18 protein-coding genes are annotated in these 15292 nt (G+C 74.0%); 10 read left to right on the forward strand and 8 right to left on the reverse strand.

Annotated elements, in window-relative coordinates:
* Positions 1 to 3 precede the first annotated feature (3 nt).
* Together JOF41_RS33400 and JOF41_RS33405 are read left to right on the forward strand one after the other, a co-directional pair.
* Positions 4 to 798: an HAD-IIA family hydrolase gene (locus tag JOF41_RS33400; RefSeq protein WP_189221119.1), complete on the forward strand. Its 795-nt coding sequence runs from the start codon at positions 4 to 6 to the stop codon at positions 796 to 798.
* 47 nt (positions 799 to 845) lie between these two features.
* On the forward strand, positions 846 to 1580 hold the full coding sequence (locus tag JOF41_RS33405) for a maleylpyruvate isomerase family mycothiol-dependent enzyme (RefSeq protein ID WP_189221118.1): 735 nt from the start codon (positions 846 to 848) through the stop codon (positions 1578 to 1580).
* 19 nt (positions 1581 to 1599) lie between these two features.
* Here JOF41_RS33405 and JOF41_RS33410 read toward each other — a convergent pair whose 3' ends face one another.
* Positions 1600 to 1875 (reverse strand): hypothetical protein, encoded by a 276-nt coding sequence (locus JOF41_RS33410; RefSeq protein WP_189221117.1) that lies wholly within the window; start codon positions 1873 to 1875, stop codon positions 1600 to 1602.
* Between the two features lie 143 nt (positions 1876 to 2018).
* On the opposite strand from JOF41_RS33410, the gene JOF41_RS33415 reads away from it, so the two are divergent.
* A complete protein-coding gene (locus JOF41_RS33415) occupies positions 2019 to 2810 on the forward strand; it encodes a metallophosphoesterase (protein WP_189221116.1) in 792 nt (263 codons plus the stop codon).
* Between the two features lie 20 nt (positions 2811 to 2830).
* Here the strand turns inward: JOF41_RS33415 and JOF41_RS33420 are convergent, their stop codons facing one another.
* Positions 2831 to 3205 carry a YccF domain-containing protein gene (locus JOF41_RS33420; RefSeq protein ID WP_209623725.1) on the reverse strand — a complete coding sequence of 125 codons (375 nt, stop codon included), beginning with the start codon at positions 3203 to 3205 and terminating at the stop codon, positions 2831 to 2833.
* A gap of 32 nt (positions 3206 to 3237) precedes the next feature.
* Between JOF41_RS33420 and JOF41_RS38470 the strand changes: the two genes are divergently transcribed.
* A complete protein-coding gene (locus JOF41_RS38470) occupies positions 3238 to 4209 on the forward strand; it encodes a Gfo/Idh/MocA family protein (protein ID WP_209623726.1) in 972 nt (323 codons plus the stop codon).
* Here JOF41_RS38470 and JOF41_RS33430 read toward each other — a convergent pair.
* Positions 4202 to 4810: a TetR family transcriptional regulator gene (locus JOF41_RS33430; RefSeq protein WP_209623727.1), complete on the reverse strand. Its 609-nt coding sequence runs from the start codon at positions 4808 to 4810 to the stop codon at positions 4202 to 4204. The genes JOF41_RS38470 and JOF41_RS33430 overlap by 8 nt on opposite strands.
* 51 nt (positions 4811 to 4861) lie before the next feature.
* Between JOF41_RS33430 and JOF41_RS33435 the strand changes: the two genes are divergently transcribed.
* The gene (locus JOF41_RS33435; protein WP_209623728.1) at positions 4862 to 5521 is read left to right on the forward strand and encodes an HAD family hydrolase; all 660 of its coding nucleotides are present in this window, start codon (positions 4862 to 4864) and stop codon (positions 5519 to 5521) included.
* On the opposite strand, the gene JOF41_RS33440 is transcribed toward JOF41_RS33435, so the two are convergent.
* Positions 5487 to 5678 carry a hypothetical protein gene (locus tag JOF41_RS33440; protein ID WP_189221111.1) on the reverse strand — a complete coding sequence of 64 codons (192 nt, stop codon included), beginning with the start codon at positions 5676 to 5678 and terminating at the stop codon, positions 5487 to 5489. The two genes, JOF41_RS33435 and JOF41_RS33440, sit on opposite strands and share 35 nt — an antisense overlap.
* 121 nt (positions 5679 to 5799) lie before the next feature.
* Between JOF41_RS33440 and JOF41_RS33445 the strand changes: the two genes are divergently transcribed.
* Positions 5800 to 6186 (forward strand): cold-shock protein, encoded by a 387-nt coding sequence (locus JOF41_RS33445; RefSeq protein WP_189221110.1) that lies wholly within the window; start codon positions 5800 to 5802, stop codon positions 6184 to 6186.
* A gap of 195 nt (positions 6187 to 6381) precedes the next feature.
* Here the strand turns inward: JOF41_RS33445 and JOF41_RS33450 are convergent, their stop codons facing one another.
* The 3 genes from JOF41_RS33450 to JOF41_RS33460 are packed head-to-tail and all read right to left on the reverse strand — an operon-like array spanning position 6382 to position 9232.
* The gene (locus JOF41_RS33450) at positions 6382 to 6855 is read right to left on the reverse strand and encodes a DUF2771 family protein (RefSeq protein WP_209623729.1); all 474 of its coding nucleotides are present in this window, start codon (positions 6853 to 6855) and stop codon (positions 6382 to 6384) included.
* A gap of 10 nt (positions 6856 to 6865) precedes the next feature.
* Positions 6866 to 8410, reverse strand: coding sequence for an MFS transporter (locus tag JOF41_RS33455; RefSeq protein ID WP_189221108.1), 1545 nt, complete (start codon positions 8408 to 8410; stop codon positions 6866 to 6868).
* A 60-nt stretch (positions 8411 to 8470) separates the two neighbouring features.
* Positions 8471 to 9232, reverse strand: a complete 762-nt coding sequence (locus JOF41_RS33460; protein ID WP_209624612.1) for a glutaminyl-peptide cyclotransferase — start codon at positions 9230 to 9232, stop codon at positions 8471 to 8473.
* Between the two features lie 78 nt (positions 9233 to 9310).
* On the opposite strand from JOF41_RS33460, the gene JOF41_RS33465 reads away from it, so the two are divergent.
* On the forward strand, positions 9311 to 10123 hold the full coding sequence (locus JOF41_RS33465) for a DUF3027 domain-containing protein (protein WP_229794862.1): 813 nt from the start codon (positions 9311 to 9313) through the stop codon (positions 10121 to 10123).
* Complete coding sequence (locus JOF41_RS33470; protein ID WP_209623730.1) at positions 10120 to 12939, forward strand: sacsin N-terminal ATP-binding-like domain-containing protein; 2820 nt, start codon at positions 10120 to 10122, stop codon at positions 12937 to 12939. Before JOF41_RS33465 ends, JOF41_RS33470 begins: the two co-directional genes overlap by 4 nt.
* Positions 12940 to 13006: 67 nt before the next feature.
* On the opposite strand, the gene JOF41_RS37535 is transcribed toward JOF41_RS33470, so the two are convergent.
* Entirely contained in the window at positions 13007 to 13282 is a 276-nt protein-coding gene (locus JOF41_RS37535) for a DUF2530 domain-containing protein (protein WP_229794861.1), read from the reverse strand.
* A gap of 76 nt (positions 13283 to 13358) precedes the next feature.
* On the opposite strand from JOF41_RS37535, the gene JOF41_RS33480 reads away from it, so the two are divergent.
* Both JOF41_RS33480 and JOF41_RS33485 read left to right on the forward strand, forming a co-directional pair.
* Positions 13359 to 14810, forward strand: a complete 1452-nt coding sequence (locus tag JOF41_RS33480; protein ID WP_189221103.1) for an NCS2 family permease — start codon at positions 13359 to 13361, stop codon at positions 14808 to 14810.
* Positions 14811 to 14857: 47 nt separating this feature from the next.
* Entirely contained in the window at positions 14858 to 15289 is a 432-nt protein-coding gene (locus tag JOF41_RS33485; protein WP_189221102.1) for a MarR family winged helix-turn-helix transcriptional regulator, read from the forward strand.
* The last annotated feature ends 3 nt before the right edge of the window (positions 15290 to 15292 follow it).

Genomic DNA, 15292 nt, shown 5'->3' on the forward strand with positions numbered 1-15292 from the left:
CCCATGGCTGAGCAGTGGAACTACCTGATGGACATGGACGGCGTGCTGGTGCACGAGGAGCACCCGATCCCTGGGTCGAGCGAGTTCGTCGCGGAGCTGACCGCGGCGGGCATCCCGTTCCTCGTGCTCACCAACAACTCCATCTACACCCCGCGCGACCTGCGCGCCCGCCTCGCGCGCACCGGGCTGGACGTGCCCGAGACGTCGATCTGGACCTCGGCGCTGGCCACCGCGAGGTTCCTGGACTCCCAGCGCCCCGGCGGGTCCGCCTTCGTCATCGGCGAGGCCGGGCTGACCACGGCGCTGCACGAGGTCGGCTACGTGCTGACCGACCGCGACCCGGACTACGTGGTGCTGGGCGAGACCCGGACCTACAGCTTCACCGCCATCACCAAGGCCATCCGGCTGGTCGAGGAGGGGGCGAAGTTCATCGCCACCAACCCCGACGCCACCGGGCCCTCCCGCGAGGGGTCGCTGCCCGCCACCGGGGCGGTCGCCGCCCTCATCGAGCGCGCCACCGGCCGCGAGCCCTACTACGTGGGCAAGCCGAACCCGCTGATGATGCGGTCGGCGCTGCGGGCGCTGGGCGCGCACTCGGAGAACACCCTGATGATCGGCGACCGGATGGACACCGACGTGCGCGCCGGGCTGGAGGCGGGGCTGCGCACCATCCTGGTGCTGACCGGGATCTCCGCCGACACCACCGCCGAGCTGTACCCGTACCGGCCGACCAGGGTGATCAAGTCGATCGCCGACCTGGTCGGCAACTCCGCCAACCCGTTCCCCGACCAGGGCTGACCCGGCGGCCCCGGAAACTGTCGGTGCTCGGGGCTAGCTTGCCCGGCATGAGCATCGACCACATGGCGGTCCTGGAGGCCTACAGCGCGTCGTTCACCTCGGCGGTGGAGGGCGCGCTGGACCGCCCCGTGCCCAGCTGCCCCGGTTGGACGGTCGACGACCTGGTCGAGCACGTGGCCGAGGTCCAGGCGTGGTGGACCACCGCGGTGCTGGCCAAGGGGGAGTACCCGGACGAGGAGGCGGCCCGCCGGGCCGCCGACACCGGGCCGGACCGGGTGGCCGGGTGGCGCGAGATCAACGCCCGGTACCTGGCGGTGCAGCAGACCTACCCGGCCGACGGGCCGGTGTGGACGTGGTGGAACGAGGCCCGGTGCGACACGGCGGCGGCGCTGGCGTCCCGGCAGGCGCACGAGATCGTCGTGCACTGCTGGGACGCGCGCAACGCGGTGGGCGCGGTCGAGCCGATCCCGGCCGACATCGCGGCCGACGGGGTGGGCGAGTTCCTGGAGCGCTTCCTGCGCGGCGGGGAGTGGGCCCGCCCGTTCCTGCTGCGGCTGGCCGCCGTCGACGCCCCCGCCTCGTGGTCGGTCGCCTCCACCGGCGGCGCGCCCGCGCTGGTGGCCGAGGAGGTGCCGGAGGCGATCGTGCCGGACGCGGTCGTGCGGGGCACCGCCGAGCAGCTCTACCTGCTGCTGTGGCGCCGCCTGCCGGTGTCCGGGGTGGCCGTGGAGGGCGACGCCGCACTGGTCGCCGAGTTCCTGGCCTGGCCGGGGCTGGACTGAGCAGCGGGACGCCGGGCTCTCAGACCCCGGTGGGGTGCGGCACCGGGTCGGGCTCGAACGCGGGCACCCGGTTGAGCCGGTCGGCCATCCGCTCCGCCTCGTCGCGCAGCAGCGCCGCCCGCCCGGACAGCGGGTGGCCGGGGCCCGCCGCCGCGGCCAGCCGGTCCAGCAGGTCCGCCTGCAGGCGCAGCCACTCCACGTGCTCCCAGGGGGTCCAGGTCGAATCCGCCGCGGCGGTGGCGGTCATCGTCTCGTCCAGCGTGTGGGCGATCCGCTCCAGGTGGTGTGCCCTCATACTGGCGGGGTGCGCCCCGCCGGGGGTGTTCTCACGTGCCCTCACGCTGCTTCACCCACTCAGGCAGGTGGGTGTGGCGGTCCGCCGGTGACGGTCTGATCGACTTCTGCGCTCCCCGCCACCCCGTTGCATAAGGTTGTTCCGTGGAAAGACCGCTCTTCGTGGTCGGCGACGTGCACGGGCACCTCGCCGAACTCGTCCGCGCCCTGCACGCCGCCGAGCTGGTCGACGCCGACGGCGGGTGGTGCGGTGGCGAGGCGGAGCTGTGGTTCCTGGGCGACTTCGTCGACCGCGGCCCCGACGGCGTCGGGGTCATCGAGTTCGTGATGGGGCTGTCCGAGCAGGCCGCCGGGGCGGGCGGCAAGGTGGACGCGCTGGTCGGCAACCACGAGGTGCTGCTGCTGGGGATGCACCGGTTCGGCGACGAGCAGGTGCCCGGCGCGCCGTCGCCGCGCAGCTTCGCGCGCAGCTGGACGATCAACGGCGGCCTGCGCAGCGACCAGGACCGGCTCACCGACGAGCACATCGCGTGGCTGACCTCCAGGGCGGTGCTGCGGCTGGTCGACGACCACCTGCTGATGCACTCCGACACGCTGGCCTACCTGGAGTGGGGCGGCACCATCGACGAGGTCAACGCCGCCGTGGCCGAGGTGCTGCGCGGCGACGACCTGGCCGAGTGGTGGGAGTGCTGGCGGCGGATGACCACCCGCTACGCCTTCCGCGGCCCGGACGGCGGCGCGGTCGCCGAGCAGCTGATGCGGATGCTGGGCGGGCGCGAGGTGGTGCACGGGCACAGCGTCATCGCCGACCAGCTCGGCGTGCCGCCCGCGCAGGTGGACGGGCCGCTGCGCTACGCCGACGGCAAGGTGCTGGCGGTCGACGCGGGCCTCTACAGCGGCGGCCCCTGCCTGGTCGTCCCCCTGCCCTACCGCTGACCCGCCGCGGGCTGGGCCGGTCAGGGTGCGGGGACGATCTCCTTGCCCAGCGGCATCAGCGACACCGGCACCATCTTGAAGTTCGCCACGCCCAGCGGGATGCCGATGACCGTCACGCACAGCAGCGCGCCGGTCACCACGTGGCCGATGGCCAGCCAGATGCCCGCGACCACGACCCAGATGACGTTGCCCAGCAGCGACGGCGCGCCCGCGTCGGGCCGGTCCACCACGGTGCGCCCGAACGGCCACAGCGCGTAGTTGGCGATCCGGAACGCCGCCAACCCCCACGGGATGGTGACGATGAGCAAGCAGCAGATTACTCCGGTGACGACGTAGCCCACCGCCAGCCAGAACCCGCTGAGCACCAGCCAGATCACGTTGAGGATGAGCCGCATGTGCCCATCTTGCCCGATTAAGCTGCTCCCTCGTGGTGAACAGAGTGCGCTGGGGAATCGTGGCCACGGGCGGCATCGCCGACGTCGTCACCGCCGATCTGCTGCGGGTGGCCGAGGCGGAGGTGCTGGCCGTGTCCTCCCGGCAGCTGCCGAGGGCGCTGGAGTTCGCCGCCAAGCACGGCATCCCGCGCGCCTACGGCGGCACCGCCGAGCTGCTGGCCGACCCGGACGTGGAAGTGGTCTACGTGGCCACCCCGCACGCGCAGCACTACGAGGTGACCCGCGCGGCGCTGGAGGCGGGCAAGCACGTGCTGTGCGAGAAGCCCATCACGCTGGACCTGGCGGGCGCGCGGGACCTGGTCGACCTGGCCCGCGAGCGCGGGCTGTTCCTGATGGAAGCCATGTGGACGCGGTTCAACCCGCTGATCCGCGAGCTGCGCGGGCTGGTGGCGGAGGGCGTCGTCGGCGAGGTGCGCAGCGTCCGCGCCGACTTCGGGTTCGTGCACGAGTTCCTGCCGCAGCACCGGCTGTGGAACCTGGCGCTGGGCGGCGGTTCGCTGCTGGACCTGGGCGTCTACCCGGTGGCGTTCGCGCAGATGCTGCTGGGCGAGCCCGCGGTGGTGCACGCGCACGGCTCGCTCGCGCCGACCGGCGTCGACGCGGAGGCCGCGCTCCTGCTGGGCTACCCCGACGGCGCGCACGCGCTGCTGACCTCGACGCTGACCACCGCCCCGACGGCCAGCGCGACCGTGTACGGCACCAAGGGCCGCATCGACGTGCCGGACCGGATGTACAACCCGGACCGGATCGTGGTCAACGGCGAGGAGCGCCGCGCCGAGATCGAGGGCTCGGGCTACACGCCGCAGCTGCGCGAGGTCGTCGCGCGCGTGCGCGCGGGAGATACGGAGAGCCCGGAGATGTCCCTGGAGGACACGCTCGCCGTCATGCGCACCATGACCACCGCGCTGGACCAGCTCGGCGTCCGCTACCCCGTGCTCAGGTAGCGGGCGCTGGAGTGGCGGGCGCTGGAGTGGCGGGCGCTGGAGTGGCGGGCGCTGGAGTGGCGGGCAGCAGCGCCGCCACCACGGCCACGACGTCGTCCACCGGGTCGTGGGCGGTCGGGGTGAGCAGGTGGCTCATGCCCAGCCGGGCGGTGGTCTCGGCCACCAGCCGGACCCGCTCGGCGGGCAGCGCGGGCCAGTGCCGCCGCACGTGCTCGGCGAACACCTCGGTGGCCTGCGCCAGCACCGGCTGCCCCCTGGTGGTCAGCAGCGGCAGCATGTCCTCGGCGTTCGCGCCGGAGAACACCGAGCGGGCCAGCGCGTCCCGCTCGGCCAGGTCGAGGGCGAACCGCAGGCCCGCGCGCAGCCCCTCGACCGGGTGCGGCTCGCGGGCCAGCCGCTCGCCCACGCCGTCCAGGAACTCGCCCACCTTGACCAGGGTGACCTGCTGGACCAGCCGCTCCTTGTTGCCGAACTCGTTGTAGACGGTCTGCCTGCTGACGCGCGCCCTGGCGGCCACGTCCACCACGCGCAACCCGTGCGAGCCGCGTTCCGCGAGCAGTTCCGCGGCGTGGAGCAGCAGCGATCGGGTGAGATCGGTCACGGCGCGTACTTTACACAATAGGGTTGTTTGTAAAGCCCGTAGAGTGGCAACGTGCCGCTGATCGTGGGATTCGACCTGGACATGACCCTCATCGACCCCCGACCCGGCATGGCGGCGGTGATGGACGCGGTGGCCGCCGAGAGCGGCTACCCCCTCGACGGGGCCCACTTCGCGGCCAACCTCGGGCCGCCCCTGGACATGACCTACCGGGACTTCGGCGTGCCCGAGGAGGAGATCCCGGAGCTGGTGGCGCGGTTCCGCGCGCTCTACCCGGAGATCGTCATCCCGGCCACGGTGGCGCTGCCCGGCGCGGCCGAGTCGCTGGCGGCGGTGCGCGAGCTGGGCGGCACCACCATCGTGGTCACCGGCAAGTACCGGGCCAACGCCGCGCTGCACCTGGCCGCGCTGGACTGGGAGGTCGACCACCTGTTCGGCGAGCTGTGGTCCACCGGCAAGGCCGAGGCGCTCAAGCTGCACGGGGCGTGCGCGTACGTCGGCGACCACGTGGGCGACGTGCGCGGCGCCAAGGCCGCCGAGGCGGTCTCCGTGGCCGTGGTCAGCGGCCCGTGCAGCGCCGAGGAGCTGACCGCCGAGGGCGCGGACGTGGTGCTGCCCGACCTGACCGGGTTCCCGGACTGGCTGCGCGCCAACGCCGAGCGGCTCAGCGCCGAACAGGTCAGCGCCGCGAACGGGCGTCGCGCACCGCGCTGAACACCCCGATCGCCAGGCCGAGCGGGGCGAGCAGCCACCCCGCCACGAACACCCAGACGGGCAACCCGGCCGCGCCCGCGGCGAACATGGCGGCGATCGCCACGACGCCGAGCGCGAACATCGCCACTGCCAGCGGCATCAGCTTCGAGGTCGACATGCGGGTGAGCGTAGTCGCGCGATCGGAGGTGCCCTGTCGGCGGTGGACTGGCTAGTCTGGTCAGACGCGTCCTGGGCACGCCCCCGGACGCGTTCGTCATGTGGAACGAAGGAGCGGTGAGGTGCCGACCGGCAAGGTCAAGTGGTACGACTCGGAGAAGGGCTTCGGCTTCGTCACCCAGGACGGTGGCGAGGACGTCTACGTGCGGAAGTCCGCGCTGCCTCCGGGGGTCGAGGGCCTGAAAGCCGGTCAGCGCATCGAGTTCGGCATGGCGGAGGGCAGGCGCGGCCCCCAGGCGCTGTCGGTGCGCCTGATCGACCCGGCCCCGTCCGTGGCCGAGGCGCGCAGGCGGCCCGCGGAGGAGTTGCACGGCCTGATCGAGGACATGATCAAGCTGCTGGAGCTGAAGGTGCAGCCGGAGCTGCGCCGCGGCCGGTACCCCGACCGCAAGAACACCAAGCTGATCGCCGACGTGGTCCGCGCCGTCGCACGGGAGCTCGACCCGTAAACCCGCCCCCACTCCTGGTGCGTCGGCAAGTACTACCCGGCGGGTGTGTGAGGGCCGGTAAGTACCGCCCGAGGCGCGAGAGCCGGGTCGGGGTGCGCGAATGGTGAATTCGTGGTGTCTGGACGTTCGACTCGCGGGGGCGACACGCCCAACACGCCCGCAACCGGGTGAGACCGGGAGCGGGCGTGGTGGGGGTCAGTGCCTGTCGTCGACGGAGAGGACCCAGGTGCCTCGGGCGACGAAGTCGAACGCGCCGGTGGTGCTGGTCTCGATGCGCGCGCCGTACTGCTGGACCTCGACGCTCTCCAGCTGGTCGTCGGGGTTGGGCAGCACGAGCGTGTACGCGTAGCGCGGCTCGTTCGCGGTGAACAGCTTGCTGCGCAGCGGCTCCTGCTGCTCGCCTCGGGCGTTGCGGTAGGTGAACTTCACCGACCACGCAGACTCCGCCAGCTCGCCGGGCACCGAGATCTGCACCGGCTTGCCGGGGCGCACCCGCAGCACGCCCGCGGCCTCGACGTCCACCTCGCAGTTCTCCGACTCCAGGTCGCAGTACTGGGTGGGCTCGACGTTGATCGCCTCGCCGTCGGCGTAGAAGGTCACCTCGGGGTCGGTGGGGGCGGCGCAGCCAGCCGCCAGGGCCAGCAGCAGCACGGTGAGGACTTTGCGCACGCCAGGCACCCTACGGGGTGACCGGGGTGGGCTTGAGCGGGCGGTCGCCGCCGAGGCCGGGGACCAGCGACCCGCCGCGGCGGGTGGCGATGGTCTGGGCCAGGCCCAGCGCCAGCAGCGCCGACAGCACGGTGAAGCCCACCCAGTACTCGGTGGGCAGCAGCACGCCCAGCGCGCCGCCGAACACCCAGCCCAGCTGCAGGATGGTCTCCGAGCGGCCGAACGCCGACGCGCGGGACTCCTCGGGCAGGTCGTCCTGGATCACCGCGTCGAGGCTGATCTTGGCCAGCGAGCTGGCCGTCGCGCCGATCAGGCCGACCGCCGCGGCGGTGATCAGACCGGGCAGCACGGCGGCCACCACGGTGGTCGCCAGCGCGCCCACCAGGCAGCCGATCACCACCTGGTCGGGCGAGCCGAAGTGCAGCCGCGCGCCCACCGCGTTGCCCAGGAAGCTGCCCACGCCCGCCGCGCCCGCGATCACGCCGAGCAGCAGCAGCTGCAGCAGCGCCTCGCCCTCGGTCTGGGCGCGCACCACGAACGCGGCGAACAGCGTCAGGAAGCCGGTGAGCATCCGGATGGCGCCGTTGCCCCACAGCGCCACGACGACCGAGCGGCCCAGCGCCTGGCGGGGCTTGCGCGGCCGGGCCCGCAGTGAGGTGGGCACCTCGCCCTCGGTGACCTCCACCCAGGCCGGGATGCGCAGGCAGAACCAGGCGTTGGCCAGGGACAGCACGGCGGTGAACCACAGCGCGCCCGGCGAGCCGAACAGGTTCGCGAAACCGGCCGCGACCAGGCCGAACACGCCGCCCGCCGCCAGGCCGAACACGGTCATCCTGGCGTTGGTCTTGGACAGCGTGATCTCCGGCGGCACCACGCGGGGCGTGATCGCCGCCTTGAGCACGGTGAACGACTTGGACAGCACCATGCTGCCCAGCGCCGCCGGGTACAGGCCCCAGTTGTCGAAGTTCAGCGCCATGACGATCGACAGCAGCACGCGCAGCGCGCACGAGGCGGCCAGCGCCACCCGCCTGCCGTGCTGGACGCGGTCCAGCGCGGGCCCGATCACCGGGGCCACCAGCGCGAACGGGGCCACCGTGATCAGCAGGTAGAGGGCGACCCGGCCGCGGCTCTCGCCGGTGGCGGCGGAGAAGAACAGGGTGTTGGCCAGCGCCACGGCCATAGCCGCGTCGGCGGCGTAGTTCAGCATCACCGCGTAGGTCAGCGACGACAGCCCGGACTGCTTGGCGCCGTCGGCGTGCGCGGCGCGGCGGAACGCGGCCACGCCCCGCGTGGTGAGCTGCCGCGTCCGGTAGAGCGCGACGCGCGTCACGGTCAGCTTCTTCGGCGGTGGGGGCGCGCCCTGGAGGCGGGCCCTGGCGCGGGGCTGAGCGCGGGGTTGGGGACGCGGTTCGGGCTCGGGGGGCCTGCCCGGCGTGGGGTAGGGGCGGGTGTCGCGGGGGCGGGGGCGGTACTCGTCGTCCTCCCACGGGTACCGGCGGGGTGGCGGCGTGCCCCGGCCTGCCCGGCCGGGCTGGTCCTCGGGACGTCGCGTCACGGCGTCAATCCTGCCTCACCGGGGACGGCCTGTCCGCCGCATCGGCGCTCGTGGGCGCGCTCACCCCGTGGTGAACCGAATCCGGAAGATCGTCGGCCAGTTCTTGCCGGTCACCAGGAACTCGTCGGTGCCGGGGACGGCGGCGATGCCGTTGAGCACGTCGGTGGGCGGCACGCCCGGCGGGCGCAGCGGGCCGAGGTCGGCGGTGGTGAGCACGCGGCCGGACGCCGGGTCGACGCGCACCACCTCCTCGCTCTGCCACACGTTGGCCCAGACCTGCCCGTCGACGCACTCCAGCTCGTTGAGCCGGTCCAGCGGCCTGCCGTCGCGGGTGACCCGCACCGCGCCGGTCTCGGCGAAGGTCACCGGGTCGCGGAAGGTCAGCTCGTCGGTGCCGTCGCTCATGACCAGCCGCCCGCCGTCCAGGCACAGCCCCCAGCCCTCGCCGTCGTAGCGGACCCGGCGCAGTTCCCGCAGGCTGGCCCGGTCGCGCTCGATGGCCACGCCGTCGCGCCAGGTCAGCTGCCAGATGCGGTCGTCGACCACGGTGATGCCCTCGCCGAACAGCGGGGCGGGCAGCTCGACGCGCTGGGCCACCTCGCCGGTGGTCGGGTCGAGCCTGCGCAGCGACGAGCGCCCCTCCAGGCCGGTGCCCTCGTACAGCGCGCCGTCGGCCAGTTCGAGGCCCTGGGTGAACGCCTCCGGGTCGTGCGGGATGGTGCCCAGCACCTCGGCCCGCGCGGTGGTGGGAGCGGTGCTGGACGGGGGTGGTGAGGGGGCGGGTTCGGCCGCGCAAGCCGACGCGACCGCTGCGAACGCCACTGCCACCGGGAGCCACCGCACGTCCGAAAGGGTGGCACGTGTGCGCGGCCCTGCGAAGACGTGCGGCACAATCAGGACGTGACCGCCACGCCGACTCAGCAGCCCCAGCCCGTGCTCGCCGACCAAGCGGCCGTCCGGTTCGCCCGCGCCGCCGCGCAGGAGGAAGCCGGTGCGGAACGGGTGGGCGCGCACGTCGGCGTGCTCGCCGAGGACGAGGTGTCCGCGACCCACCTGTTCGAGGCCGAGCACGCGGGCTACCGCGGCTGGAACTGGGCCGTGACCATCGCGCACGCCGGCCCCGGCACGCCGCTGTCGATCAGCGAGGTCGTGCTGCTGCCCGGCCAGGACGCGCTGGTCGCGCCGCAGTGGGTGCCGTGGAACGAGCGGGTCCGCGCGGGCGACCTGGGCGTGGGCGACCTGCTGCCGCCGAAGGAGGACGACCCCCGGCTGGTGCCCGGCTACGTCGCCTCGGACGACCCGGCGGTGGAGGAGGTCGCGCTGGAGGTCGGCCTCGGCCGGGTGCGGGTGCTCTCCCGCGAGGGCGTGCTCGACGCGGCCCAGCGCTGGCAGGGCGGCGACTTCGGCCCGCGCAGCGACATGGCGCGCAGCGCCCCCGCGCACTGCGGCACGTGCGGCTTCTACACCCGCCTCGCCGGTTCGCTCGGCGCCGCCTTCGGGGTGTGCGCGAACGAGCTGACGCCCGCCGACGGGCACGTGGTGCACGTGGAGTACGGCTGCGGCGCGCACTCCGAGGTCGAGGTCGAGGGCGGCCCGATGGTGCCGGTGGCCGACGTGGTCTACGACGACGCGGAGCTGGAGGTCGAGCCCACCGGGGCCGAGCCCGGCCCCGCCGCCGACGCCGGTGCGCCGGTGGACGAGACCGCGCGGTGAGCCGGGACCCGTTCGGCACCGAGGCGCTGCGCGAGTCGGTGCTGGCCGCGTGGCGCGGCTCGCCGACCCGGTTCCGCGAGGACGCCAACGCCGAGGAGGACCTGCGGCTGGGCGGCTACCGCGACCGGCTGCTGGTCGAGCTGGCGCAGAACGCCGCCGACGCGGCCGGTGACGAGCCCGGCGTGCTGCGGCTGACGGCGGTGGGCGGCGAGCTGCGGGCGGCCAACACCGGGGCTCCGCTGGACGCGGCGGGCGTGGCGGCGCTGGCGTCGCTGCGCGCGTCGGCCAAGTCGGCCGACACCGTGGGGCAGTTCGGCGTCGGGTTCGCCGCGGTGCTGGCGGTGACCGAGGAGCCGCGCGTGGTGTCGCGGTCCGGCGGCGTGCTGTTCTCCGCGCGGCGCACCAGGCAGGAGGTGCCGGAGCTGGCCGAGCAGCGCGGCGGCGACGTGCCGGTGCTGCGGCTGGTGTGGCCGACCGACGAGGCCGACCTGCCCGACGGGTTCGACACCGAGGTGCGGCTGCCGCTGAAGGCGGGCGTGGACGCGGCGGCGCTGCTGGCCGAGTTCGCCGAGCAGGCGCCGGACCTGCTGCTGGCGCTGCCGGGGCTGCGCCGCGTGGAGGTCGGCGACCTGGCGTGGGAGCGCGCGGAGTCCGCCGGTGTCGTGGTGCTGACCGGGCCCGCGGGCGAACGGCGCTGGCGGGTGCACCGCGTCGGCGGCGAGCTGCCCGAGCACCTGGTGCAGGGCGTCGAGTCGCGTCCGGTGTGGACGGTGTGCTGGGCGTGGCCGATGGACGAGCCGCTGACCGGTGACGTGCTGCACGCGCCGACGCCCACCGACGAGAAGCTGTCCCTGCCCGCGAGGCTGATCGCGACGCTGCCGGTGGAGCCGTCCCGGCGGCGCGTGCTGGTCGGCGCGGCGGCGCAGTTCGTGCTGGAGCGGGCCGCCGCGGCCTACCCGGAGCTGGTGGCCGCGCTGCCCGCGGTGGAGCGCACGTCCCTGGTGCCGCTGCCCGGTTTCCCGCTGTCCGAAGTGGACGGTCGGCTGCGCGAGGGCGTGCTGTCGGCGCTCCGGGTCGCCGAGTGGCTGCCGCTGGCCGACGGCGAGTGGGGCGCCCCGGAGCGCGCGAAGGTCCTGGACGCGCCGTCGGAGGAGCTGGTCGAGCTGCTGGAGGACGTCGTCCCCGGCCTGCTCGACGCCGAGCTGACGCTGCCCGCGCACGCGAAGGCGTTGGCGGCGCTGGGGGTTCCCCGGCTGCCGGTGTCCGAAGTGGTCGCCGCGCTGGCGGGCGTCGGCGGCGACCCGGAGTGGTGGCGGCAGGTCTACGCGGCCCTGGAGCCGATCGCGGACGTGGACTCCTCGGCGCGCGAGGAGATGGGCAGCCTGCCGGTGCCGCTGGCGGACGGGCGGCTGGTGAGCAGCCCGCGCGGCGTGCTGCTGACCGACGAGCCGGTCGACTTCCCCGGCCTGCGGGTGGCGCACCCGGACGCGGCCCACCCGCTGCTGCTGCGGCTGGGCGCGGTGGAGGCGGGCGCGGCCGAGGTGCTGGACTCCGACGCGGTCCGCGAGGCCGTGCGGCACAGCGCGGACGAGCCCGACCCCGAGCTGGCGCGGGCCGTGCTGCGGCTGGTGTCCCGCGCGGGCGGGCGGCCGTGGCTGGGCGAGCTGGCGCTGCCCGACGCCGATGGCCAGTGGCGGCGGGCCGACGAGCTGGTGCTGCCGGACTCGCCGCTGCGCGAGGTGCTGGAGGCCGACGCCCCGGTGGGCGTGCTGTCGGCGGAGCTGGCCGCCGAGTGGCCGCGCGAGGTGCTGGTGGCCGTCGGCGTGCTCGACGGGTTCACCGTGGTCGAGGATGACTCGCCGACCGAGCCCGACCACGACCTGGCCGACGAGGGCTACTGGTGGGACGCCGCCGAGGTGCCGCCCTCCCGCGTGCTGGGCATCCGCGACCTGGACCTGGTGGCGCGGGACAAGTGGCCCCAGGCGCTGCGGATGATGTCGGCCTCGCCCGAGGTGTGGCGGGCGGTGGTCGAGCCCGACGGCTACACCGGGTGGTGGCTGGCCCGCTACGCGCTGCTGGAGGGCAAGCCGCTGGGCTCGTGGCGGCTGCCCGAGGCCGACTCGGTGGACGGCCTGTACGACGTGGTGCCCGACGTGGGGCTGCCCTCGCACGTGCTGGCGGCGGCGGGGGTGCGGACCGGGCTGGCGGTGCTGGACGAGGACGACGTGGCCGACCTGGTGGCCCGGCTGGGCGACCCGCAGCGCGAGCTGTCCGACGCGCTGGTGCTGCGGGTGCACGCCGCGCTGGCGGAGGTCGCCGAGTCGGTCGGAGTGGAGCCGCCGGAGCGGGTGCGCGTGCTGACCGGGGCCGCGGTGCCCGCCGACGACGTGGTGGTGCCCGACCTGCCGTGGCTGCTGGGGGTGCTGCCGCCGGAGCAGGTGCTGGCCGCCGACGGCGCGGCGTCCGCGCTGGCCGAGCTGCTGGCGCTGCCGCTGGCCTCGGAGGAGGTCGGCGGGACCGTGGCCAGCGCCGGGGACGAGGTGGTGTGGGCCGAGCTGGGCGCGGTGCGGCTGGCCTGCGGCCTGCTCGGCGTCGAGCTGCCCGCCGGTTCGCTGGTGGTGCACGACGTGCTGCTGGTGGACGCCGAGGGCGCGCGGCACGAGGTGTCGTGGTGGGTCGACGGCGACGAGCTGCACGCCGCGGACACCCCGGAGGGACTGGCCCGCGCCCTGGCCTGGACCACCGGTCGGTGGGCCGACCGGCACACCTTCGCCGCGCTCATCGCCGACCCGACGCCGACGGTCCTGCTGGCCTGACCGTCGCGAGAGGACCGGCCACCCGAGGACCGGCCACCCGAGGACCGGCCACCCGAGGACCGGCCACTCAGGACCGGTCGAGCCCCCGCTGGGCGGTGCGGGAGCCGCGCCGGGACGCGGCGCGCTGCCAGCTGAACACGCCGTAGCCGATCAGCCCGAGCAGCCCGCCGCACAGGCACGTCCACAGCAGGGTGGTGTTGTCCCGCGCGAACAGCAGCACCCCCAGGAAGGCGAGGAACCACAGCCCCGTCCCGGCCACGATCACCGGCACCGGGTCGAGCAGGCGCGGCGGCAGCGGCGGGGGCGGGGGTGCGGGTGGGGGCGTCAGCGACTGTTCGGCCACGTCAGGCAGGCTACCTCCCCGAAACACCGGTGCGGCACGCTCTTGCCCGCACCGGTCACTGGACAAGGGAGACGTGATGGCCACCTCCGCCGGCCTCGACCGCTTCTTCAAGATCTCCGAACGCGGCTCCACGCTGGGCCGCGAGGTGCGCGGCGGCCTGGTCACGTTCGTGACCATGGCCTACATCGTGGTGCTCAACCCGCTGATCCTGGGCAGCTTCGCCGCCGACGACGCGGGCGCGAAGAAGGACGTGCTGGGCGACATCCTGCCGGTGCCGCAGGTCGCCGCGGTGACCGCGCTGGTCGCGGGCGTGCTGACCATCCTGTTCGGACTGGTCGCCAACTACCCGTTCGCGCTGGCCACCGGGTTGGGCATCAACTCGTTCCTGGCGGTCACCCTGGCGCCGCAGATGACCTGGCCCGAGGCGATGGGCCTGGTGGTGGTCAACGGCCTGGTGGTGCTGCTGCTGGTGGTCACCGGGGTGCGCACGGCCGTGTTCAACGCGGTGCCCGCCGAGCTGAAGGCGGCCATCGCGGTCGGCATCGGCCTGTTCATCTGCTTCATCGGCCTGGTCGACGCCGGGTTCGTGCGGCGCGTGCCGGACGAGGCGGGCACCACCGTGCCGGTCGGGTTGGGCATCGGCGGCTCCATCGCGTCGTGGCCGACGTTCGTGTTCGTGGTCGGCTTGGTGCTGACCGGCATCCTGGTGGCCCGGCGGGTGCGCGGGGCGATCCTGATCGGCGTGCTGTCCGCCGCGGTGCTGTCGATCGTCCTGGAGGCCCTGGTCAAGGCGGGTCCGTCGCAGGGCACCAACCCCAAGGGCTGGAACCTGGGCTACCCGGCGCTGCCGGAGCAGGTGTTCGGGCTGCCGGACCTGTCGCTGCTGGGCGAGGTCTCCTTCGGCGCGTGGACGCGGGTGCCCGCGCTGACCGCCGCGCTGCTGGTGTTCACCCTGGTGCTGACCGACTTCTTCGACACCGTGGGCACGATGACCGGCCTGGGCAAGGAGGCGGGCCTGATCGGCCGGGACGGGCAGCTGCCGGGGGTGAGCAGGGCGCTGTTCGTCGACGGCGTGGGCGCGGTCGCGGGCGGTGTCGGGTCCTCGTCGTCGAACACGGTGTTCATCGAGTCGGCGGCGGGGATCGCGGAGGGCGCGCGGACCGGCCTGGCCAACGTGGTCACCGGTCTGCTGTTCCTGGCGGCCATGTTCTTCACCCCGCTGTACTCGGTGATCCCGGTGGAGGCGGCGGCGCCCGCGCTGGTCATCGTCGGCGCGCTGATGGTCGTGCAGATCAAGGAGATCGACTTCGCCGACTTCTCGGTGGGGCTGCCCGCGTTCCTGACCATCGTGGTCATGCCGTTCACCTACTCGATCGCCAACGGCATCGGCGCGGGCTTCGTCAGCTACGTGCTGCTGCGGGCGCTGACCGGGCGGGCGCGCAGCGTGCACCCGCTGATGTGGGTGGTGGCGGGCGCGTTCGTCGTCTACTTCGCCATCGGGCCGATCCAGGCGCTGCTCGGGGCGTGACGGGATTTCCCCCGGCGGACCCGGAAATCGTGAGGTATGCTAACTACATGGCGGACAGCGACGCGGACCCCGGACTGGCAGGCAGGCTGAGGTTGGCCGTGGTCCGGCTCAACCGCAGGCTGCGCGCGCAGCGGGTCAACTCGACGATCTCGCTGACCCAGGTGTCCGCGTTGTCCACGCTGCACAAGTGCGGCCCGCTGACCCCCGGCGAGCTGGCCGCCAAGGAAGGCGTCCAGCCGCCCTCGATGACCAGGGTCATCGCGGCGCTGGAGGAGTACGGGTTCGCCACCCGCCGACCGCACCCCACCGACGGCCGCCAGGCCATCGTGGAGCTCAGCGAAGCGGGCTTGAACTACATCAACGAAGAGGTCTCGGCCAGGGAGGCGTGGCTGGACAAGCGGCTGGCCGAGCTGACACCGGAGGAGCGCGGCGTGCTCTCGCGCGCCGCCGAGATCATCGACAGGATGGCGGGGCAGTAACGA

The organism is Saccharothrix coeruleofusca (genome assembly GCF_017876325.1).
Taxonomy (GTDB): Bacteria; Actinomycetota; Actinomycetes; order Mycobacteriales; family Pseudonocardiaceae; genus Actinosynnema; species Actinosynnema coeruleofuscum.